Origin of the sequence: Butyrivibrio sp. INlla16, assembly GCF_900104155.1 — a bacterium.
Taxonomy (GTDB): domain Bacteria; phylum Bacillota; class Clostridia; order Lachnospirales; family Lachnospiraceae; genus Butyrivibrio.
The window spans coordinates 1-24,328 of record NZ_FMYB01000007.1 but is presented as its reverse complement, the minus strand read 5'-3'; the positions used below and the strand labels follow the sequence as shown (position 1 = coordinate 24,328).

At 41.6% G+C, this 24,328-nt stretch carries 17 protein-coding genes; all 17 read left to right on the top strand.

Annotated elements, in window-relative coordinates:
• Positions 1 to 29: 29 nt before the first annotated feature.
• The 17 genes from BLR42_RS05015 to BLR42_RS04935 all read left to right on the top strand — a co-directional run bounded on the left by BLR42_RS05015 (position 30) and on the right by BLR42_RS04935 (position 24,305).
• Complete coding sequence (locus tag BLR42_RS05015) at positions 30 to 1,073, top strand: ABC transporter ATP-binding protein (protein WP_170832636.1); 1,044 nt, start codon at positions 30 to 32, stop codon at positions 1,071 to 1,073.
• Positions 1,030 to 1,896 (top strand): ABC transporter ATP-binding protein, encoded by an 867-nt coding sequence (locus BLR42_RS05010; RefSeq protein ID WP_044958415.1) that lies wholly within the window; start codon positions 1,030 to 1,032, stop codon positions 1,894 to 1,896. Before BLR42_RS05015 ends, BLR42_RS05010 begins: the two co-directional genes overlap by 44 nt.
• A 274-nt stretch (positions 1,897 to 2,170) precedes the next feature.
• A complete protein-coding gene (locus BLR42_RS05005; RefSeq protein WP_091867126.1) occupies positions 2,171 to 3,667 on the top strand; it encodes an aminopeptidase in 1,497 nt (498 codons plus the stop codon).
• A 12-nt stretch (positions 3,668 to 3,679) separates the two neighbouring features.
• Positions 3,680 to 4,759, top strand: a complete 1,080-nt coding sequence (gene queA / locus BLR42_RS05000) for a tRNA preQ1(34) S-adenosylmethionine ribosyltransferase-isomerase QueA (protein WP_278289162.1) — start codon at positions 3,680 to 3,682, stop codon at positions 4,757 to 4,759.
• Positions 4,760 to 4,796: 37 nt separating this feature from the next.
• Positions 4,797 to 5,141, top strand: coding sequence for a PilZ domain-containing protein (locus BLR42_RS04995; RefSeq protein WP_022759830.1), 345 nt, complete (start codon positions 4,797 to 4,799; stop codon positions 5,139 to 5,141).
• Between the two features lie 11 nt (positions 5,142 to 5,152).
• On the top strand, positions 5,153 to 6,403 hold the full coding sequence (locus BLR42_RS04990; protein WP_139165107.1) for a nucleotide sugar dehydrogenase: 1,251 nt from the start codon (positions 5,153 to 5,155) through the stop codon (positions 6,401 to 6,403).
• Positions 6,404 to 6,600: 197 nt separating this feature from the next.
• Positions 6,601 to 7,701, top strand: a complete 1,101-nt coding sequence (locus tag BLR42_RS04985) for a prephenate dehydrogenase/arogenate dehydrogenase family protein (RefSeq protein WP_170832635.1) — start codon at positions 6,601 to 6,603, stop codon at positions 7,699 to 7,701.
• A 47-nt stretch (positions 7,702 to 7,748) separates the two neighbouring features.
• Positions 7,749 to 9,080: a 3-phosphoshikimate 1-carboxyvinyltransferase gene (aroA, locus tag BLR42_RS04980; protein ID WP_091867123.1), complete on the top strand. Its 1,332-nt coding sequence runs from the start codon at positions 7,749 to 7,751 to the stop codon at positions 9,078 to 9,080.
• A gap of 484 nt (positions 9,081 to 9,564) precedes the next feature.
• Complete coding sequence (locus tag BLR42_RS04975) at positions 9,565 to 11,655, top strand: elongation factor G (protein ID WP_022759834.1); 2,091 nt, start codon at positions 9,565 to 9,567, stop codon at positions 11,653 to 11,655.
• Between the two features lie 191 nt (positions 11,656 to 11,846).
• Positions 11,847 to 13,793, top strand: coding sequence for an EAL domain-containing protein (locus BLR42_RS04970; RefSeq protein ID WP_091867121.1), 1,947 nt, complete (start codon positions 11,847 to 11,849; stop codon positions 13,791 to 13,793).
• A 95-nt stretch (positions 13,794 to 13,888) separates the two neighbouring features.
• Positions 13,889 to 16,306, top strand: a complete 2,418-nt coding sequence (gene leuS / locus BLR42_RS04965) for a leucine--tRNA ligase (RefSeq protein WP_022759836.1) — start codon at positions 13,889 to 13,891, stop codon at positions 16,304 to 16,306.
• Between the two features lie 24 nt (positions 16,307 to 16,330).
• Positions 16,331 to 17,026 (top strand): fibronectin type III domain-containing protein, encoded by a 696-nt coding sequence (locus BLR42_RS04960; protein WP_170832634.1) that lies wholly within the window; start codon positions 16,331 to 16,333, stop codon positions 17,024 to 17,026.
• Between the two features lie 203 nt (positions 17,027 to 17,229).
• Entirely contained in the window at positions 17,230 to 18,942 is a 1,713-nt protein-coding gene (locus tag BLR42_RS04955; RefSeq protein ID WP_091867117.1) for a methyl-accepting chemotaxis protein, read from the top strand.
• 166 nt (positions 18,943 to 19,108) lie between these two features.
• Positions 19,109 to 20,530, top strand: coding sequence for a 2-isopropylmalate synthase (locus tag BLR42_RS04950; RefSeq protein ID WP_091867115.1), 1,422 nt, complete (start codon positions 19,109 to 19,111; stop codon positions 20,528 to 20,530).
• Positions 20,531 to 20,587: 57 nt separating this feature from the next.
• The gene (locus BLR42_RS04945; protein ID WP_026497581.1) at positions 20,588 to 21,268 is read left to right on the top strand and encodes a GntR family transcriptional regulator; all 681 of its coding nucleotides are present in this window, start codon (positions 20,588 to 20,590) and stop codon (positions 21,266 to 21,268) included.
• A gap of 14 nt (positions 21,269 to 21,282) precedes the next feature.
• On the top strand, positions 21,283 to 22,488 hold the full coding sequence (locus tag BLR42_RS04940; RefSeq protein WP_091867113.1) for an NADP-dependent isocitrate dehydrogenase: 1,206 nt from the start codon (positions 21,283 to 21,285) through the stop codon (positions 22,486 to 22,488).
• A gap of 230 nt (positions 22,489 to 22,718) precedes the next feature.
• Positions 22,719 to 24,305, top strand: a complete 1,587-nt coding sequence (locus BLR42_RS04935) for a transposase (RefSeq protein WP_091866914.1) — start codon at positions 22,719 to 22,721, stop codon at positions 24,303 to 24,305.
• Positions 24,306 to 24,328 lie beyond the last annotated feature (23 nt).

Below are 24,328 nucleotides of genomic sequence, written 5' to 3'. Positions count from 1 at the left end.
TCACTTAAAAGAAAAGGAAAAGGTTAATAATGGGAAAAGTAATGCTTGAGGTTAAAGACCTCAAAACAAAATATATAACCAGATTCCATGAGGACGTATATGCGGTTGACGGTGTTTCTCTTAAAGTAGAAGAGGGAAAATCACTCGGTATTGCCGGTGAGTCCGGATGTGGTAAATCCACACTTGCATTGTCACTTATGGGTTATTATTTCGCACCGCTTCATTATATAAGTGGTGACATAATCGTAGACGGTCAGACAATTTCTAATATGAAGCCCGACGATGTTCGCCGTAAGATTCTCGGTAACGAGATCGCTTACATCCCTCAGGCAGCTATGAATGCTCTGAACCCTACTCAGAAGATTATTCGTTTTATCGAGGATGTTATACATGCACATGGAATCAAGATGTCCAAGAAGGATATCTATGACATGGCAAGAGAGCGTTTTGCTGAACTCGGACTTCCCGAAGAGGTTCTTGAGAAACATGCGGTAGAACTTTCAGGTGGTATGAAACAGCGTACTGTTATAGCTATTTCTACAATCCTTTCACCTAAGGTACTTATCGCCGATGAGCCTTCATCAGCGCTTGACGTTACATCTCAGAAGATGGTTATCCGTATGATGAGACAGCTCATGGAAAAGGGCTTTATCAAATCCATGATTTTCATCACGCACGAGTTGCCGCTTCTTTATAACGTTACAGATGATATCGCTGTTATGTATGCCGGCCAGTTTGTTGAGCTTGGAACAGCAAAGCAGATGGTATTTGATCCTATTCATCCGTACGCTAAGGGCCTTATGGGTTCCATCATCGTTCCTGAGGAGGGTATGAAAGCTCACAACCTTACAGCTCTTCCCGGAACTCCTCCGAACTTGAAAAATCCGCCTAAGGGCTGCAGATTTGCACCCAGATGTAAATATGCGGTTCCTACCTGTACCGCTATGGCACCGGATGAGAAAGAATTTGAGAATGGCAGATGTTATCGCTGCCTGATGTCAGTAAGAAAACTAAGGGAGGTATATGCAAATGGAAGCGACAGCAAACCAGAACCAGAAACAGACTTCGACTGATACCAATAAGCCCGCTCCGAAGCCTTGCCTCTCAGGTAGAGGACTTACCAAGGTATTCGGTGTAGGTAAGGTACAGACCGTAGCAGTTGACCATGTAGACTTTGACTTCAACGAGGGTGAGATCATCTCAATCGTTGGAGAGTCAGGAAGCGGAAAGACAACTCTTTCAAAGATGCTTCTCGGACTTATCAGTACTACAGAGGGCACCATTGAATATCAGGGAAAACCCCGTGATATCAGTACAAATGCTAAAAAGAAGGAGTACTGGAAAAATATTCAGCCGATTTTCCAGGATCCGTTTTCATCCTACAACATCTTCTACAAGATCGATGCGGTTCTTGATGACTGCCTCAATATGAGAGGCTTCAAGAATCTTCCCGAGGAGCAGAAGATACAGATGAAGACAGAGGCCTGCAGCTTCGTTAACCTGAAGTATGCAGAGCTCACAAATAAGTATCCTTTCGAGCTTTCAGGCGGACAGATGCAGAGACTTATGATCGCACGAATCTTCCTTCTCAAGCCGAAGATCCTTATGGCAGATGAGCCTACATCCATGATCGATGCCTGCTCAAGAGCAACAATCCTTGATATGCTCTTAAAGCTTCGTGATGAGATCAATATGACCATAATCTTCATCACACACGATATCGGTCTTGCATATTACATCTCCGATAAGGTTTACATCATGGAGCATGGTAAGTTTGTTGAGTCCGGTACAGCAGAGGATGTAATTATCAATCCTCAGGCTGATTACACCAAGAGACTTATCAGCGATGTGCCGAAGATCTATGAAAAGTGGGATCTTGATACTGTTGTAAACTAAATAAGTATAAGAACTATTTCTTATAGTAAATATTCCTCCCTTCAGGTAGAAACAAGTTTCTTCTTCTACCTGGCAGGGAGGATAATTTTTACCCTTAAGGAGATTTGAATTGCAAACAGTTTTTTATAAAAAAATAAGATTTAAAGACGCTTAAATATCCGGTGAACTGTTGAAAGTACTATTGATTTCATTTATCATATATAAGCACGATTTTTATGTAAATCTTACTGTTTTCTATAATAATAAACACGAAAACAGAGAAAGGAATAAATAAATGAAAAGAGCAAATGTATGGACAAAGTACACTGCAAAACAGCTTAAGGAAGTAGAGGCTTTTGCTGATGATTATAAAAACTTCCTTGATAATGCAAAGACAGAGCGCGAAGCAATCGACTGCATTGTTAATGAAATAGAGGAGGCGGGCTACCGCGAGCTTAACACGCTGATTGGATCTAAGACAAAGCTTAAGAAGGGTGATAAGATTTACAGCGTTTGGATGAACAAATCCATCGCAATGTTCCAGATTGGTTCAGAGCCGTTGGAGAACGGTATGAATATTCTCGGTGCGCATATCGATTCTCCCAGAATGGATGTTAAGCAGAATCCGCTTTATGAGGATGGCGGTTTTGCTTATCTTGATACACATTATTACGGCGGAATCAAGAAGTATCTTTATGTAGCAATTCCGCTTTCACTTCACGGCGTTGTTGTTAAGAAGGACGGTACCACTGTTCAGCTTAATGTCGGTGAGGATGAGGATGATCCGGTATTTTTTGTAAGCGATCTACTTATCCACCTCTCAGGTGATCTTATGAGCAAGAAGGCTGCTCAGGTTGTAGAGGGAGAGGCTCTTGATCTTGTAATCGGTAACAGACCTTTTGTTGTTGAGAGTGATGAAAAGAAGAAGGCAGAGAAGAGAAACTCTAAGCTTACAGAGGGCCAGCAGTATGCTGTAGATTATGAGAAGGCAGAGAAGGAAGAGAGCGGCAAGGTTTCAGGTGCAGTTAAGCGCGGAATCCTTGGAATCTTAAATGACCTTTACGGAATAGAGGAGGAGGATTTCCTCTCAGCAGAACTTGAAATTGTTCCTGCAGGTAAGGCAAGAGATGCAGGCTTTGACCGCTCAATGATCCTTGGCTATGGCCAGGATGACAGAGTATGTGCTTTCCCTTCAATGAGAGCACTCCTTGGAGTAAAGAACTTAAAGAGAACAGGCTGCTGCATTCTGGTTGATAAAGAAGAGATCGGCAGCGTTGGTGCTACAGGTATGCAGTCACGCTTCTTTGAGAATGCTGTTGCAGAGCTCATGAACCTCTGCGGTGATTACAATGATCTTAAGCTCAGAAGATGTCTTGCAAATTCCTGTATGCTTTCCTCTGATGTTAATGCAGGCTTTGATCCTATGTACGCAGGCCAGTTTGAGAAGAAGAATGCATCCTTCCTCAGCCTTGGCCCGGTACTTAGTAAGTTCACCGGAAGCCGCGGAAAGTCAGGATCAAATGATGCAAACGCAGAGTTTTTAGCACATATCAGAAGCATTTTTGAAGAGGATGATATTACTTTCCAGACTGCCGAGCTTGGTAAGGTAGATGTAGGCGGTGGCGGAACGATCGCTTATATCCTTGCTCTTTACGGAATGAACGTAATTGATGCCGGCGTAGCTGTGCTCAATATGCATGCACCTTGGGAGGCAACCTCCAAGGCTGATATATATGAAGCGCTTCGCGCCTACAAGACATTCCTTAATAAAGCAAGTCTGATGAATCAATAACAGGAGAATATAGTGACCATAACAAATAAAGGTGCGAACGACCCTAACCTGGGTCTTCGCACCAGCGATTATTATTTTGATCTTCCCGAGGAACTGATAGCACAGGATCCGCTTCCTGCGCGTGATGATGCTAAGCTCCTTGTGATGAATAAAAAGACAGGCAATATCGAACATAAGATATTCCATGATATTATCGATTATCTTAAGCCCGGTGACTGCCTTGTTCTCAATGATACAAAGGTTATACCGGCAAGACTTCTTGGAACAAAGAAGGATACCGGTGCTGCAGTCGAGATTCTTCTTTTAAAGAGAAGAGAGAACGATATCTGGGAGACTCTCGTTAAACCCGGTAAAAAGCTTCGCCCCGGTGCGGAGGTTACTTTTGGAGAAGGACTTTTAAACGCAAAGATCCTTGATATTGTTGAAGAAGGTAACAGACTCGTTCAGTTTTCATACGAAGGAATTTTTGAAGAGGTCCTTGATAAGCTTGGAGAGATGCCGCTTCCTCCTTATATTACGCATAAGCTTCAGGATAAAAATATGTACCAGACGGTTTATGCAAAATATGAGGGATCAGCAGCTGCGCCTACAGCAGGACTTCATTTTACCAATGATCTTCTTAAGAAAATTCAGGACAAGGGAATAGATCTTGCTTACGTAACGCTCCATGTTGGACTCGGAACCTTTAGGCCTGTTAAGGTTACAAACGTTCTTGAGCACCATATGCATACCGAATGGTATCAGGTGAATGCAGAGGCAGCTGAGAAAATCAATAAGGCAAAAGAGAGCGGACATCGTGTTATCTGCGTTGGTACAACCAGCTGTAGAACCATTGAAAGCGCAGCAGATGAGAACGGACATATTGAGCCCTGTGCGGACAATACTTCTATTTTTATTTATCCCGGTTATAACTTTAAGGTGACAGATTGCCTTATTACTAATTTCCATCTTCCGGAATCAACTCTGGTCATGCTTGTTTCAGCACTAGCAGGCAGAGAGAATGTTCTGAATGCATATGAGGAAGCTATAAGTAAACGGTACAGATTCTTTAGTTTTGGTGATGCTTGTTTCTTTACGGATGACGAGATTTAGGCTATAGTAATACTATATCTTATTCGAGGGGGATATTATGGAAGAGAGACGTAAATACAAAAGACTTGATCTGGACGGAGAGCTTTTAATGAGCCCTATCGGTAGTACTCAGGAACCGGAGGCTGTGGCGATTTCAGTTATGAACTGTTCACGTGCAGGAATGGGGTTTCAGTCAGATCTCCAGCTAACAATGGGAGACAATTACGAGTGTAATCTTACCATCTGGACCAAAGAGGTTCTTCATGTTTTTATTAAAATTGTACGAGGAACAGCTCTTGAGGATAGCTATGAGTACGGGGCTATTTTCATCGGAATGCCCGAGTATGACAGACAGAGAATCTCGGTGTACGAGACTGTTCAGGATACGCTCGATGAAATGTAGGGGTTAGAATCATGCGTGATTTTAAGAATTTGCAGATCGCGGTTGCAGGTGCCGGTTATGTGGGACTTTCAATCGCGACTTTGTTGTCACAAAAACATAAAGTGACTGTTGTGGATGTCATTCAGGAAAAGGTGGATATGCTCGAAAAGAGGGTTTCACCGATTCAGGACGAATACATCGAAAAATATTTTAAAGAAAAAGATTTGGATCTGCATGCGACAACAGACGGTGAGGCTGCTTATCGTGATGCAGATTTTGTAGTCATTGCAGCACCGACTAACTACGACAGCAAGAAGAATTATTTTGATACAAGTGCGGTAGAGGCTGTTATCAATCTTGTTCAGAAGGTTAATCCTGATGCGTATATGGTTATAAAAAGTACCATCCCTGTTGGATATACTGAGAAGATCAGAAATAAGACCGGCTCTGACAAGATTCTTTTCAGTCCGGAGTTTCTCAGAGAATCCAAGGCGCTCTATGACAATTTATATCCAAGCCGAATTATTGTAGGAACGGATATGGATGATGAAGATCTGACAAATGCCGCTCATATATTTGCAGAGCTTTTGAATGAGGGAGCACTCAAGGAAAATGTTGATGTTCTCTTTATGGGCTTTACTGAGGCAGAAGCTGTAAAGCTTTTTGCAAATACCTATCTTGCACTTCGTGTTTCGTATTTCAACGAACTGGATACCTATGCGGAGATGAAGGGACTTGATACAGACAAGATCATCAAGGGAGTTTGTCTTGATCCCAGAATTGGTGATTTCTATAATAACCCCTCCTTTGGCTATGGTGGATACTGCCTGCCAAAGGATACAAAACAGCTTCTTGCAAACTATTCGGATGTTCCGGAAAACCTCATTGAGGCTATTGTTGAATCCAACAGAACCCGTAAGGATTTCATTGCAGACAGAGTACTCGACATCGCAGGAGCCTATGGCAACAGCGAAGCTTATGATGCAGCTCGTGAGCATGAAGTTATCATAGGAGTTTACAGACTTACTATGAAGAGCAATTCCGATAACTTCCGTCAGAGCAGTATACAAGGCGTAATGAAACGCATCAAGGCAAAAGGCGCAACCGTAATTATTTATGAGCCATCTTTGGAAGATGGATCAACCTTTTTTGGAAGTAAAGTAGTAAATAACCTCGATACCTTTAAAAAACTAAGCGGTGCCATCATAGCTAACCGTTATGATTCGTGCCTTGACGATGTAATTGATAAAGTATATACACGAGACATATTTAAACGGGATTAAAAAAATGAGCCCCTAATAAAATATATTCAGGACCATCCGATTATTCGCGTAGCGCAACGAGGATGGTAATGAATATATTTTATTGGGGGCGTATTATTTTAATTCCATTGAATTTCGCGCTTTAACGTGGTATAGTGTTTACTGTTCGTAGTATTTATTGCAATTAAATTTCGTACTTCCAGGAGAGTAATTTAATAATGACTAATGATAATCTGACCTGCGGTTTTATAGGTCTTGGCCTTATCGGTGGCTCAATGGCCAGAGCCCTCAAGGCTAAACGACCTGAAATACGCATTATTTCATATACACCACATCCGGAGACTTCATTAAAAGCTAAACAGGATGGTATTGTGGATGTGGCCTGCGACAAGGTTGATGAGAGATTTTCCGAATGTGACTACATCTTTTTATGCGCACCGATTGAAAGAAATAATGATAATCTTGCATTGATAAAGCCATATCTCAATCCCAGAACGACTCTTACCGACATTGGTTCGGTTAAAACAAGTATACATGAGCATGTAAAAGAGCTGGGATTGGAAGAGCAGTTTATCGGCGGTCATCCGATGGCCGGTACTGAGAGGATTGGTTACATAAACTCAAAGGCTTCCATTTTGGAAAATGCTTTTTACATACTTACAAAGACAGAAAAAACTTCTGATGAGAGACTTGAAAATTACAGAGAGCTTGTTGAGCTTATGGGGGCAACACCGCTTATTATTCCCTATGAGCAGCATGACTTTATCACAGCAGCAGTAAGCCATGTACCTCATGTAATAAGTGGATGCCTTGTTAATCTTGTTCATGACAGCGACTCGGAAGACGGTCTTATGAAAATGATCGCGGCCGGCGGCTTTAAGGATATCACCAGAATTTCATCCTCATCACCGGTGATGCTGCAGCAGATCTGTCTTACAAATCATAAGAATATTTCTACGCTGTTGGATACTTATATTGATTATTTGAACAGGATGAAGCAGGTGATTGATAAGGTTGATGGCGATGGCCTCATGGACTTTTTCTCATCAGCCAGAGAGTACAGGGATTCCTTCAATGATCTTAGAAGAGGACCCATTCAGAAGACCTATGTTATCAGAGTTGATATTGCGGATGAACCCGGTAACATCGCCTCTGTTGCAACACTTCTTTCAGTGAACGGTATCAATATCAAAAATATTGGAATCGTTCATAACCGTGAGTTCGAGCATGGTACTCTTAGCATAGAATTCCACGATGATAAGGCTATGGAAAAGGCGCTAACACTTTTGGAAGCTCATGGATATCCGTCAGTTGACTGATACATTTTTGACACTATATTAAGGCTTGAAAAAAGAGGGAATTAACAATGATCAGTATTGAAAAAAGTTCAAAACCATTAACGGGTAATGTTTTTGTTCCCGGGGACAAATCAATTTCACACAGAAGTATTATGTTTGGGGCTTTATCAGAGGGAACCACTGAAATAACAGGCTTCCTCAAAAGCGGAGATTGTCTTTCTACAATAGAATGTTTTAAAAAGTTGGGCATTCTGATTGAGCATTCTCAAAGACCGATGAACGGTGTTCCTACAATAACAGTTCACGGAAAAGGACTTCATGGCCTAAAGAAACCTGATTCTACACTCTATACAGGTAATAGTGGTACAACTACCAGACTATTATCCGGTATTCTTGCAGCGCAGCCTTTTGATTCTATGATCACAGGCGACAGTTCAATCGAAAAGAGACCCATGAACAGAATTATCAAACCACTTTCGCAGATGGGAGCGGATATCAGTTCTGCGATGGGGAATGACTGCGCACCGCTTATAATAAAAGGCGGTAAGAAACTTCATGGTATTTCCTATCATAGTCCTGTAGCATCAGCCCAGGTAAAATCAGCAATTGTGCTTGCCGGTCTTTATTCCGACAGTGACACAGTGGTTTATGAACCTGCACTTAGCAGAAATCATACAGAGCTTATGCTTCGTGCTTTTGGTGCGGACATACACAACGAAGTCGACGTCAGGGGAAGCTCTGCTACAATCCTTCATCCCGGCATGCCGCTTCGCGGAACCAAGATAAATGTTCCGGGCGACATATCCTCCGCGGCATACTTTATCGCTGCAGCGCTTCTTGTACCCGGCTCTGACGTAGTCATTCATAATGTTGGAATCAATAAAACAAGATCAGGAATACTCAGCATCCTTACTCAGATGGGCGCTGATATTCAGCTTGAGAATGTGAATGAATCCATAGAACCAAGAGCAGATCTTCATGTTCGTTATTCGGAACTTCATGGCAATGAAAATGGAAGATTCGAAGTTGGTGGAAAACTAATTCCCACTATGATAGACGAACTTCCGATATTTGCTGTTATAGCAGCGACCGCTAATTGCACAACCATCATTAAGGATGCAGCAGAACTAAAGGTAAAGGAATCTAACCGTATTGATTCTGTTTGCAATAACTTAAAGGCTATGGGCGCTGACGTTGAGCCCACCGACGATGGCATGATAATCCATGGCGGAAAACCGCTTCACGGTACAGATATTGATTCCGATGCCGATCATCGCATAGCCATGAGCTTCGCCGTTGCAGCCCTTGCTGCCGAAGGCACCACCCGAATCCTCGATGACAAATGCGTAGGAATATCCTACCCGGAATTCTTTAAAGATTTAAAGACCTTAACTAATTAATTGCTTTAATATTCTAATCCCAAAAGTTCCTCATAACCTTCCCTTTTGGGGCAGGGGCTGGCGTTCAGATTTGTGACATGTACAGATATGAAATGTGTGGCGAGATCTATTTGATATATTATTAGCCCAATATGTGGAAGTGAGAAATTTATAGTTCTCGGACGAGGAGATGATTTGCAGCAAAATGAAAAAGATGAATGACGACTGTTTCGAACAAAGAGAGAGTCGACATTCATCTTTTTTTGTTTTGTTAGCAAATCACGACGTAGACGAAAACATAAATTTATCAATTCCACATAAAGGGCTAAAACACAACGTATATTTCTCGCCACACAGTTCATGCCCTTATAAGTTGTGCAAATTTGATGGAATTACTTGTATTGTTTGTACAATTTTAGTAAAATGTTCCTATAGGGTTTGGGGGAAATCTAAATATTCTTCATTAAATTTTCCCAACATAATTTAAGACTTGGAGGAGCAAGAGATGAAAGTTTACACAAGTGACAAAATACGCAATGTCGTACTCTTAGGCCACGGGGGAGCCGGAAAGACTTCACTCGCTGAAGCTATGGCTTACCTCGCAGGAATTACTTCCCGTATGGGCAAGGTTGCTGATGGAAATACAGTCAGTGATTTTGATAAAGAGGAACAAAAGCGTCAGTTTTCAATCAGCACATCTACAATTGCATTGGAGTGGGATGATCATAAGATCAATCTCCTTGATGCGCCCGGATTCTTTGACTTTGTTGGTGAAGTTCAGGAAGCTATGAGTGTTGCAGATGCAGCTATTATCGTTGTTTCCGGTAAGGCAGGTGTTGAAGTCGGAACAGAGAGAGCATGGGATCTTTGCGAAAAGTATGGTATTCCGCGTATGTTCTTCGTTTCTGATATGGATATCGATGATGCTTCCTACAGACAGGTTGTTCAGGATCTTACAGATAAGTATGGTAAGAAGATAGCACCGTTCAACATGCCTTCTCGTGAAAATGAGAAGTTTGTCGGCTATGTAAATATAATTCAGGAAAAGGGCTTCCGTTGGGAAGGCAAGGATGCGGTAGAGTGTGAAGTTCCCGAGTATAACAAGGAATACATGCAGCAGTATCGTGACACTCTTATGGAAGCAGTTGCTGAGACCAGTGAAGAATTCATGGACAGATACTTCAGCGGCGATACTTTCTCAGAGCAGGAGATCAGATCAGCACTTAGAACCAACGTATGTGACGGATCCATTGTTCCTATCGAGATGGGATCAAGTATCCTTGCACAGGGTGTTTACACACTTCTTGACGATATTGTTAAGTATATGCCGGCTCCCGAGAACCGTAAGATGGCCGGTATTAACATGAAGACCAATGAGATTTTCGAAGCTAACTTCGATTTCTCCAAGCCGAAGACAGCTTTCGTATTTAAGACCATGATGGATCCTTTTATTGGAAAATACTCCATGATCAAGGTTCGTTCAGGCGTTATCAAGACTGATGACATAATGTACGATTCCAATAAGGATACAGAAGTTAAGATTGGTAAGATATATGTAATGCAGGGTAATAAGACTATCGAGGTTCCCGAGCTTCATGCAGGTGATTTCGGTGCTCTTCAGAAACTTGATGTATCCACAGGTGACACACTTTCAACCAAGGCTAATCCTGTACAGTATGCACCTATGGATATTTCACAGCCCTATACATACATGAGATATAAGGCTCAGAATAAGGCTGATATCGATAAGATTGCTCAGTCTCTGGCTAAGCTTTCTGCTGAGGATGCTACTCTTAAGGTTGTAAACGATGCAGAGAATCATCAGTCACTTATCTACGGTATGGGTGATATGCACCTTGAAATCGCAGTAAGTAAGCTTCTCAACGAGTATAAGGTAGCCGTTGATCTCGATAAGCCGAAGGTAGCTTTCAGAGAGACTATCCGCAAGAATTCTGATGTGGAATACAAATATAAGAAGCAGACCGGTGGACACGGCCAGTACGGACACGTTAAGATGCGCTTCGAGCCTTCAGGTGACGACAGCAAGGCTTATATATTTGATCAGGTTGTAGTAGGCGGAGCTGTTCCGAAGAATTACTTCCCGGCAGTTGAGAAGGGTATTGCTGAGGCTTCTCAGAGAGGACCTCTTGCAGCATATCCCGTTGTTGGTGTTAAGGCTACTCTTTATGACGGTTCCTATCACCCGGTAGATTCATCGGAAATGGCCTTCAAGGTTGCTGCAAGTAATGCCTTCAAGAAGGGCTTTATGGATGCAACTCCCGTCCTTCTTGAGCCTATCGCTTCACTCAAGGTTACTGTTCCGGATTCATTCACCGGAGATGTAATGGGTGATCTCAATAAGAGAAGAGGACGCGTACTCGGTATGAATCCTACCGGCGACGGCAAGCAGGTTATTGAGGCTGATGTTCCCATGATGGAACTCTTTGGATATTGCACAACGCTTCGTTCCATGACCGGTGGCGCAGGTGACTATGAGTATAGCTTCGCTCGCTACGAACAGGCTCCTCAGGATATTCAGGCTAAGGAAGTAGCAGCTAGAGCTGAGAAGGTTAAGGAGAATGGCATCGAAGACTAATCTCTTAAAGAGAGTCTTTAAGGATTTGCTATTTTGAATTTTATTAGCTGACATTCTATATACGGAATGTCAGCTATTTTATTGTTATTTTATAGTTTCTTTAAATCGTACTTATATCTTTGTGTTACCATAAAACTGAAGATGTATAACTGTGAGTTTTTATAAATCGTTTTCTTATGAGGGGTTAAAATATGCCGCATTTTGGTATGCACATAGGCTTAAGATATGACATTATTGGAGAGTATGCCAGCCTTCTTCTTGCTATTCTTTTGCTGGTTTTCATGTCACTGACTAAGCCTAAAAAATCAAAAAGCTATAAATTCCTTGTTCTTGGAGTCTTGACAGCCATAGTGGCAACGGCTACGCAGATAATGATTGTTGAAGTGGCAAGTAACGTTTCTGTCTACTACAACAGGTCAACTTTTACTGCACTTCTTACCTTTTTCCTGGTGCTTTACGCGGCTATTCTTGTCTTGATTTTTAATTACATAAATCTCATGAGCGAAAAGAGATTAAAGAAACGTTCTGTAATTATTATGCTCTATGTTTCCATTGCGCTTTTTTATTTTTCAGGCGTAGTCTATCAGGTTGCAATGAAAAGCCTTTATTTTGTCAGGACAGATGGTATTGATATTACACATTTCACAACTTTTTATTGCATGATGGGCATGTTGTGTGCAGTCATATGTTTTATTGTAGTCATGATCAGAAGACGCACCATAGCTCGAATTGTAATAAGAGGAGTTCTGATTGTCGTGCCTCTCGATATTATAGTTCTCATTTTGCAGATTATCGACAAAAAGGCTATTTTCAGTGCGTCGACCTACGTCATCCCTTTGGTTGCTTTCTATCTGCTATTCCATTCAAATCCTTATGATGAGGATACCGGATGTCAGAATGTGAGTGCTATGGAAAGCAGGTTTATTACAGATATAAGAAGAAATAGATTTTTTTATTTGGCTTATATAGATTTCCCGCAGCTTACAGATACATCCTTTAGTCCGGATTATGAGATGCTCTCTATAGAAATGGCAAGAGTATGTAGGGAGATAGAAAGAATTTCAAGAAAAATACAGCTGTATAGAATTAGTTTTGGAACCTATATGGCTCTTATCGAGACAAAAGAACGTTCAGATGCTCAGAATTATTCCGAACAAATGCGGGATATTCTTGATGCATTTCATGACAGAACAGAGGATCATTTCCACTATTTTCTTGGGGTATGCGGAGACAGTAGGAGATTTTCTTCTGTCGGCAACAAATGGACGCAACTGTTCATGATGTATATCAAAGAGACAAAGCATATTGATGGAGAGAATGTTTATTATTTTGCAAACGGTTCGGATTTCAGAGATTTTGATGAGATTTATAAGATTGAACAAACTCTTCTTGATGTCAGAATGAAGATGGATGCAGAAGATGAGCGTATTATCTGCTATGCGCAGCCTATTTATAGTGTAGACAAAGATGAGTTCAGATCTGCAGAGGCACTTATGAGATTGCACATAGATGGAAAGATGATTCCTCCGGATATGTTTATTCCGATTGCGGAGAGGAATAATTGTATTCATGCGCTCACGGTCATAATGATACATAAAGTATGCAAGGCTGTAGAAAATCTGTCTATGGAATACGATTTTGATGCTATAACCATAAATTGCTCGACTGCAGATTTTACCGATAAGACTTTTTATAAGGAAATTCTCGATATAATTCATGGTTACAATATTGATCAGAAGATGATCAGACTTGAATTAACCGAGTCCATGATGGCAGAAAACTATGAAGCAGTTAAGCATAATATGGATATGCTTAATCGTGAAGGAATTCATCTTTATATGGACGACTTCGGAACCGGCTATTCCAATCTTGAGAGAGTTGTTGACGTGCCCGTTCAGACAATCAAGTTTGATAAATCCCTGTTATACAAGTCAATTAAGGATGACAGGGTTGATGATATCATTTCCTATATGATCGAGTTTTTCAAGAAAAACGGCTTTGTCACACTTATTGAAGGTGTAGAGGATGAGTCACAAAAGAAGTACAGTATTGATCGTGGTTTCGATTATATTCAGGGCTATCACTATGCTAAGCCCGGCCCGATCGAAAGTCTGAGTAAATATTTTAAGCATAAGTAATCTGCGATAATCTGCAGAATCCTTGAATTATGATACTTCGGTATGGTAAAATCTTGACTATGTTTATAATTTCAATAAAAGCCGAGGTATCATAAATGTCAGAGTTATACAATCACAAAGAAGTCGAACAGAAATGGCAAAAGGTTTGGGATGATGAGAATGCATTTGCTGCAAGTAATGATTATTCCAAGCCTAAGTATTATGCGCTTGTTGAGTTTCCGTATCCTTCAGGACAGGGACTCCATGTAGGTCATCCCAGACCGTATACAGCGCTTGATATTGTTGCGCGTAAGCGCAGAATGCAGGGATATAATGTTCTTTATCCCATGGGATGGGACGCTTTCGGTCTTCCTACAGAGAACTATGCGATCAAGAATCATATTCATCCTAAGATCGTAACAGCCAATAATGTAAAGAAGTTCAAGAATCAGCTTCATTCTTTGGGTTATTCCTTTGACTGGAACAGAGAAATAAATACAACAGATCCTGATTACTACAAGTGGACACAGTGGATTTTCCTTAAGCTTTTCAAGGAGGGCCTTGCTTATAAAAAGGAGATGCCCATCAACTGGTGTACATCCTGTAAGGTTGGTCTTGCCAACGAGGAAGTTGTAAACGGCGTATGCGAGCGCTGTGGATCAGAGGTTGTCCGCAAGGTTAAGAGTGAGTGGATGCTGAAGATTACAGAGTATGCTGACAAGCTTATTGATGGTCTCGACGGCGTTGATTATATCGAGAGAGTTAAGGTTTCACAGAAAAACTGGATCGGACGTTCAACCGGTGCTGAGGTTGATTTCGAGATTGCCGGTACTGAGGATAAGCTTACTGTTTATACCACAAGATGTGATACTCTATTCGGAGCAACTTACATGGTAGTTTCTCCTGAGCATCCTTATCTTGATAAGTACAAGGATAAAATAAACAATTTTGATGCTATTCTTGCATATAGAGAAGAAGCAGCAAAGAAATCCGACTTTGAGCGTGCCGAGCTTGCAAAGGATAAGACCGGTGTAGAGATTGACGGTCTTAAAGCTATAAATCCCGTAAACGGAAAAGAGATTCCGATCTGGGTTTCCGATTATGTACTTATGAGCTATGGTACAGGTGCTATCATGGCGGTTCCTGCACATGATGACAGAGACTGGGAGTTTGCTAAGAAATTCGGTCTTCCTATTATTCAGGTTGTGGCTAAGGATGGCGAAGAGGTTGATGTTAACGAAGCTGCGTTTACGGATGTTGCTACAGGAGTTCTTATCAATTCAGACTTCATCAACGGTCTTTCCGTAAACGATGCCAAGGAAAAAATGATTTCATTTCTTGAGGAAAAGAAGATCGGACATGCACAGGTAAATTATAAGCTTCGTGACTGGGTATTCTCTCGCCAGAGATACTGGGGCGAGCCTATTCCGATTGTTGAATGCGAAAAGTGCGGATTTGTTCCGATTGATGAATCAGAGCTTCCGTTGCTTCTTCCCGAAGTAGACAGCTATGAGCCTACGGATAACGGAGAGTCACCGCTTGCTGCTATGACAGACTGGGTTAATACCACATGTCCTTGCTGCGGAGGCCCTGCAAAGAGAGAGACAGATACTATGCCTCAGTGGGCAGGTTCATCCTGGTACTTCCTCAGATATACAGATCCTACAAACAAGGAAGCACTTGCAAGTAAGGAAGCACTTAAGTACTGGCTGCCCGTAGACTGGTATAACGGAGGTATGGAGCATACAACACTTCACCTTCTGTATTCCAGATTCTGGCATAAGTTCCTCTATGATCAGGGCGTAGTACCTACATCAGAGCCTTATCAGAAGAGAACCAGCCACGGTATGATCCTTGGTGAGAATGGCGAGAAGATGAGTAAATCCCGCGGTAATGTCGTTAATCCCGATGATATCGTTGAGGATTACGGCGCTGATACACTCAGAACCTATGAGATGTTCATCGGTGCATTCGATCTTGCTGCATCATGGTCAGAAGATGGAGTTAAGGGCTGTCGCAGATTCCTTGAAAGAGTTTGGAAGCTCCAGGATATTATGGTAGACGGCGATGAGTACTCAGAGGAACTTAAGGGTGAGATGCACAGAACAATCAAGAAGGTTTCAAGTGACTTTGAAAACCTTAAGTACAACACAGCTATTGCAGCAATGATGTCACTTATAAATGATTTTTATAAGAAAAATGCTGTTACTAAGGCTGAGTACAAGACACTTATCACTATGCTTAATCCTGTAGCACCTCATATTACTGAGGAAATATGGCAGAGAATCGGCGGAGAGGGCAGACTCTATCAGCAGACATGGCCTGAGTTTGATGAGGCGCTTACAGTTGAAAACACTGTAGAAATTGCTGTACAGGTTAACGGTAAGGTAAGAGCTACAATTTCAATCGGTAAGGACGATCCTAAGGATGAGGTTCTTGCCAAGGCAAGAGAGGCTATATCCGGAAAATTTGATGGCAATATTATCAAAGAGATCTATGTACCCGGAAAGATTTGCAACATTGTTATGAAGTGACTATAAGGAGGGACATATATGCATTTGGGTAAACATTTTAGACAGTTAGTAGTAGGAATAGTATTTGCACTCTTCATTTTCATCTTTGCTAAGGGCTTCGGTATGGAAGATGTAGAATATGCCGGATCTGTATTAGCTGTAACTGCAGGAGATGCATATTCTGAACTTTCGCTTACGATGAATGAGATACAACTTGATCCCGGAGAAGTAGAGACCGTCGAAGGGATAGCTACACCGGTTGTTGTTAAGGATAAGACAATTTACTGGGAGAGCGATGATATCACTGTGGCAACCGTAGATCGAGATGAGGGTGCCTACAATAAAGCTTATATTACTGCTGTGGAAGTTGGTAAGACTCAAATTAAAGCCAAAAACGCTGTTGGAAATGTTATAGCAGTTTGCAAAGTTACTGTCGGAAATCCGAGCGGCCTTGAAAAGATGAAGCAGGTTAAGGCTTCAAAAGTAACTGTTTCTTCTCTTAGGGCTGCAAAGGGAACTCTTAAGATAAAATATAAAGCGGTTTCTTATGCGACAGGATATCAGATTCGTTACAAAAAGAGCGGCGGCTCATGGAAAGACATTGATACAAAAAACAAGACATATACGTTAAGTAAACTTGCCAAAGGGAAGTACTACATAAAAGTAAGAGCTTACAAAAAGTATGATGGCAAGAAGTATTACAGTAAATTTACAAAAACCTATAAAGTCAAAGTAAAATAACATTATATAGCCTGCAACAGATTATTCTGTTGCAGGCTATTTTATTAAATCATAAACGAAATATTAAATTTTTGAAAAATCGTATACAAATCAATGCATATTTAGATTAGTCTGCTAAAATGTATGTGTAACAGTTTTTTGTTTTGAGGGGCGGGAAATATCAATAATTTCGAGTATGCGCCGGAAAATGAACGGAGACAATTATGGGTATAAAAAATCTTGTGAAAGTCAACGAAAAAAAGATGCATGACATGAGCGTGCAGGAGAAGTTCAATTCCACGTTCAAGCAGATCATTATCATGTTCTGTGTTGCTATAGCAATTCTTGTATTAACCCTGGTATTTGCTGTAGTTTCCATAAGAACTATCTATCGTAAGTATTACAATATGAATACTATTCAGGCAGATATCAGAATTGATATGCAGGCGCTGTCAAAGGCTTTTCTTTGGGGGCTGTCATCACCTGATGATGCTATAAGAGAGGAACAGCTTGGTAAAGCTATGGAAAAGTTTGGCGAGTTCAGCGACAACCTAACTAAGCTTGCTGCTATTTCCGATGACGACGAAGCCATAAATACTGTTTCTAATGATTTAAAAACAGTAGAAAACAATGGGAAAACACTAGGGAATATGTTTACGGATGGATCCTCTTCAGATGATTTGTTCTACTATTTTAATGATACCCTTTATCCCTCAATAGATGTTGCTGTAAAAGACTTTAAGACAGTTTCGAGTTCAACTACTGAAGCTGCAGCTGCTGCCTACAGAAATTCGCTTATTATCGGAGCTATAATGTCCATAATCACATTTATCATAGTTGCGATGGTACTTATCTATATTGTGGATGTTAAGAAGAAACTGTCCTATTCAATTCTGGCACCTGTTGAGGAGATTTCCAAGGCTGCTGATCAGATGTCCAGAGGTAATCTTGATATCAATATTGATTACACATCAGAGGATGAGCTTGGTAAACTGGCAAGTGATCTGAATTCTTCAACAGCTGTAACAGCTCAGATTGTTTCCGATATCAGGGAAACTTTGAAAATGGTTGCCGACGGTGACTTTACTCAGGGAACGCTTCATCCTGAACTTTATAAAGAAGACTTTGCACCCATAAATGAAGCTCTTAACAATATTACAGATTCACTGTCAGATACTCTTTCACATGTACGGGAATCATCTAATCATGTATCCGAAGGTGCAAACGGCATGAGCAGGGGAGCAACTGACCTTGCTGAAGGTGCAACGGACCAGGCGGCAGCGGTTGAAGAATTAACGGCATCTGTTGCTACGGTTACAGCTCAGACTAAGACTATGGCAGAAACAGCTGAGAGATCAAGGCAGATGGCGGACAGAGTTCGCGATGATGCTGATGCAAGTGCACGAAAGATGCATCTTGTAACGGATGCGATGATTAGGATTACTGAGGCATCCAATGAAATCGAACAGGTAACCAATACTATTGAATCAATTGCAAAGCAGACACAGCTGCTTGCTCTTAATGCTTCAATTGAGGCAGCAAGAGCCGGCGAATCTGGTAAGGGCTTTGCGGTTGTTGCAGAAGAGATCAGTACTCTTGCCAGTCAGAGTAGTGAGGCTGCAAAGAATACACATCAGCTAATTCAGGATACTATGGAAGAAATCCGAAACGGAAATGACGTAGTAGGAGAAACCACCGATGCTCTTCAGCAGATGCAGTCCTCAGTTGAAGAAATTACAGGTATGATAGTAGAGACGGGAGAGATGGCACAGCAACAGGCAGCCAGCATGGAGGAAATCAATGACGGTATTGATCAGATTTCAACGGTTGTCCAAAGCAACTCCGAAACAGCCCAGGAATCCAGCAATGTTTCCCAAGAGCTTACCCAGCAATCGGAAGACCTTAATAGACTGATAAATCAATTCAAACTCAGATAAACAGAAAGCCCACGGAAAAAATTCCGTGGGTATTTTTTATAAGTTGCACTTTATTGCATTAACGCGTTGACATATATGGTATTATTGTATACAATAATGCAAAACAATTATTTAAAATCATTTTAATGAATTCTATTAAGTTAGGTGTTTTTAGGAGGAACCAGAAATGCAGGATCAGACTTTCCAGAACAGACCGGTGACAATGAATGAGCACAACAATCTTTTACAGATTGAAGAGCATATGTATATTTTGGACGATGTTGAAAAGCCCAATGTTTTCAGAAACATGTTCCCTTATGATGAGATTCCGAAGATTCCGTTTAATGATAGAATTGTTCCGCATAATATGCCAAAGGATATCTGGATTACAGATACTACTTTCCGCGACGGTCAGCAGTCAAGAGCTCCGTATTCCACAGAGCAGATTGTAAAGATATATGATATGCTTCATGAGCTCGGCGGTCCTAACGGCATGATCAGGGCAAGTGAGTTTTTCCTTTACAGCAAGAAGGACAGAGATGCAGTTTATAAATGTATGGAGAGGGGATATAAGTTCCCTGAAGTAACAAGCTGGATCAGAGCCAGCAAAGAGGATTTCAAGCTTGTAAAAGAGATTGGAATGAAGGAAACCGGAATTCTTGTAAGCTGCTCTGATTATCATATTTTCCTGAAGCTTAAAATGACAAGAAGACAGGCACTTGATCACTATCTTAGTGTAATCAGAGATTGTCTTGAAGAAGGTATTGCCTGCAGATGCCACCTTGAGGATATTACAAGAGCTGATATTTACGGATTTGTTGTTCCTTTCTGTGTTGAGCTTATGAAGCTTCGCGAGGAGTATGGTATTCCGATTAAAGTTCGTGCCTGCGATACGATGGGATATGGTGTTAATTTCTCGGGTGCTGTTATTCCCAGAAGCGTACAAGGTATTATATATGCTCTTAACACAAATGCAAGTGTTCCCAGTGAGCTCATCGAGTGGCATGGACACAATGATTTTTATAAAGCAGTGTCCAATTCAACTACTGCATGGCTCTATGGTTGTTCAGGAGTCAATGCTTCTCTGTTCGGTATAGGAGAGAGAACGGGAAATACACCTCTCGAAGCTATGATCTTCGAGTATGCGCAGCTAAAGGGCACACTAAACGGCATGAATACACATGTTATAACAGATCTTGCCCAATATTACGAGAAGGAACTTGGTTACAAGATTCCGCCTCAGACACCTTTTGTAGGGAAGAACTTTAACGTGACAAGAGCCGGTATACATGCTGATGGACTTCTCAAGAATGAGGAAATTTATAATATATTTGATACGGATAAGTTCCTCGGAAGACCTCCGGTAAGCGCAGTTTCCAACACTTCGGGTCTTGCGGGAATTGCACATTGGATAAACGTTCACTATCACCTTAAGGACGATGCAGCACTTGGTAAGGATTCCAAGCTTGTTCAGATATTGAAGGAATGGGTTGACAGTGAGTACGAGAACGGCCGTGTAACCGTAATGTACGATGAGGAGCTAACAGCAAAAATAGATGAAGTATCAAAACTAATTGGTATCGAAGTTCGGGATGGCTCAATCAAATAATGCCTTCCCCTTGGGGGGAAGGTGCCCGAAGGGCGGATGAGGGGCAAAGGTGAAATCATGGAAAAGAAAGATTTAAAACAGGAAGTTACCGATAAGTATTCTCTTCGGGGCCGTGTTTTTCACAGGATAAGAGAGGATATTTTAAATGGTAAATATGAAGATCATGAGGAATTAAAGGAAGTAGCAATCGGCGAAGAGCTTGGAGTAAGCAGGACGCCGGTGAGAGAAGCTCTGCGCCAACTAGAGCTTGAAGGCCTGGTTCAGATAATACCGAACAAAGGCGCGTATGTAGTAGGTATAAGTGCTTCTGATGTCAGAGACATTTATATGATTCGTTCAAGACTTGAGGGACTTTGTGCAAGATGGGCCTGCGAGAATATAACAAAGGAACAGCTTGAAGAGCTTGAAGAGATAGTTTATCTGGCTGATTTTCATGAGAAAAAGGGCCATTTTGATCAGCTTGCAGAGCTTGATAACAGATTCCATACAATTCTTTATGAATCATGCAATTCGAAGATGCTTGAGCATCTTTTAAAGGATTATCATCAATATGTATGGCTCATAAGACAGAAGACTTTAACCGGTAGCCGAGGTAAGGATTCCAATAATGAGCATCGCAGTATAATGGAGGCAATAAGAGATAAAGATCCCGACAGGGCCGAAGAAATTGCCAATAGGCACATGCACAGTGCTTATGATAATATGGTTAAAAATGGTTTACTTGAAATGTTTAACTAAGGAGAGGAGCTTATATGTCCAGAATTAAAATGACTACACCCATTGTTGAGATGGACGGGGATGAGATGACCAGAATTCTCTGGAAGATGATCAAGGAAGAACTTATTGAACCCTATATCGAGCTTAAGAGTGATTATTATGATCTTGGTCTTAAGTATCGTGACGAGACAGATGATAAGGTTACTATAGACAGTGCCAATGCCACAAAAAAGTATGGTGTTGCAGTAAAATGTGCAACCATTACGCCAAACGCAGCACGTGTTGAGGAGTATGATCTCAAACAGATGTGGAAGAGTCCAAACGGTACAATCAGAGCGATGCTTGATGGAACAGTTTTCCGCGCACCGATCCTTGTTAAGGGTATCGAGCCAAATGTAAAAACCTGGGAAAAACCCATAACTCTCGCTAGACATGCTTATGGCGATGTATATAAAAATGTTGAAATTGCTGTTCCCGGAGCAGGCAAGGCAGAGCTTGTATTTACAGGGGAAGATGGCAAAGAGATAAGACAGACAATACAGGAGTTTGACGGCCCCGGTATCATTCAGGGAATCCACAATAAGGATGCCTCAATAAAGAGCTTTGCAAAGGCTTGTTTTGAATATGCTCTTTCAACCAAGCAGGATCTTTGGTTTGCAACAAAGGATACTATCAGTAAGACCTATGATGCAAGATTTAGAGAAATTTTTGATTCCACTTTTGAGAAGGACTATAAGCACAGATTCGATGCAGCAGGTATTGAATATTTCTACACACTTATTGATGATGCTGTTGCACGTGTAATGAAGTCAAAGGGTGGATTCATCTGGGCATGCAAGAATTATGACGGAGATGTAATGAGTGATATGGTTTCCTCTGCATGTGGATCTCTTGCAATGATGACTTCAGTTCTTGTTTCTCCGGAAGGAATATATGAGTACGAGGCAGCACACGGAACCGTTCAGCGCCACTATTACAAATACCTAAAGGGTGAGGAGACTTCTACCAATCCTGTGGCAACTATCTTTGCATGGACAGGCGCGATGAGAAAGCGCGGAGAACTTGATGGAATACAGGGACTTATTGATTGGGCTGATAAGATGGAAAAAGCAACACTTAAGACTATTGAGGATGGAAAGATGACAGGAGATCTTCTTCTCATTACTACCAATCCCAATGCTAAAAAGCTTAATTCCGAGGATTTCATAAGAGAAATCAGAAATACTTTTGATGCAATTTAATTAAAACTTTCCCAAATCGCCGGACTATAGGTTAAGCCCATAAATCCGCGGTTTGTTACTTCATTTGTCAGAAAATGAGTGCACCAAAGGCAAAAATCCTTGGTAAACCGCATCATTTTCCTTGATTTTTACTGCACTTTGACATCAGATTTTTGTAAAATGGGACAGAGAAAGCTTGAATATATAGTCCTGATATGGTATAATAGGACTATATAAAAGGAGGCTTTCTTATGCCAGTTCCAGCAGATATCCGTGCAGTTCCCAGACCAGTAAATACCATCGTAGATGACAGCGGACGTGACGGCCCTAAAAGATACGCTGTTCGAGAAAGGGCATCCACGAAATATGTTGCAGGTGGAAATCCTCAGCCGCGCAACGGCAAGGTTGTCGGACATATCATCAATCACGAGTATGTCCCTGTTACAGCAACTGCTTCATCTGTTCCGGTGGTTCCTGATATGCTGTCCTATGGAACCTCTGCCCTTGTTCACTCAGTGACCCGGGACATTGAAAAAGATCTGCTGGCAGTTTACGACCCTTCTGATGTCTATGCGATTATGGCAATCGCTTCGCTCAGGGTCATTAAGCCTCAGGTCACTGACAGCAGGCTTTCGCAACACTACAACCGTTGTTTTGTCTGTAAGGACTATCCTGGTGCAGCCATATCGAAAAACTCTGTCAGTAAGCTGTTTAACAAGATTGGTATGGACGGAGCGCGGCGCAGTATGTTTTATCAGCTACGCATGAAAGCTACATCTGCTGACCATCACGTAGCAATTGATGGCACCTTAAAGCAGGACACAAGCATAGTCAATGACCTGTCGGCATACTCCTACAAAGCGAGAGTACGAGGATGCAGCGAGGTCTCCGTTCTCTATGCTTACGACATTGAACTGATGGAACCCATATGTGCCGAGATATTCCCTGGCAACAGTATAGATTCAAAGTCATATCCTGCATTTATACGCGATAATGATCTTAGAAGAGGAATCATTGTCGCAGATAAGGGCTTTCCTCCGAGCAAGATTAAAGAAGAGCTTTCGGAAAGACCTGATCTTCATTTCCTTACACCTATCAAGCGAAACGACAAACGCATTTCTGATAATGACATGCTATCGTTTGATGGTGTACTTGTGGGCATAGATGCCCATGTGGTTTATAAAAAAGCCAGAATTAAAGGTGGTCGTTACCTTTACGCATTCAAAGATGCAAAGAAGGCTGCAAAGGAAGAAACAACTTACCTTGCAAACGCCAAGCGTAAGAACACTTTTTCTCCTGAGAAGTACTCTGATAAAAGGAATACGTTCGGCGTAATGGTTCTCGAATCAGATCAGGACCTTGCTCCTGAAGTAGCATACAAGTGTTATCAGGACCGCTGGCTTCTGGAGATGGTCTTTAAACGCTATAAGAGTGATGAGTGCCTTGACCATACTGGTGAGCAGGGTGACTTTGCTGTAATAGGCAGCGAGTTTGTAAACTTTATCTCAACTGTTGCAACCTGCAGAATTATCCGCAAAGCCGAAAATGCTGGACTTCTGAAACAGATGTCCTATGGTGAACTTATGGATGATCTTTCATCAGCATGGCGTAGGGCAGATGCACCAGCAGAGCCATCATCCGATGACGGTTTTTGGGTACACACAATACAAACCGCAACGGAAGAGCTCGAAGCTCTTGGGCTTTCAAAGCCGGCTCCAAAGCCTGAGCCTAAGAAACGCGGGCGAAAGCCGAAGCCAAAGAATCAGATTGAAATAAAACCCAAGCGGCCACGTGGTCGTCCAAGAAAGGACGCTAACCCTTCTGCCGGAAATCTATAGTCCGGCAGATTGGGAATCTTTTA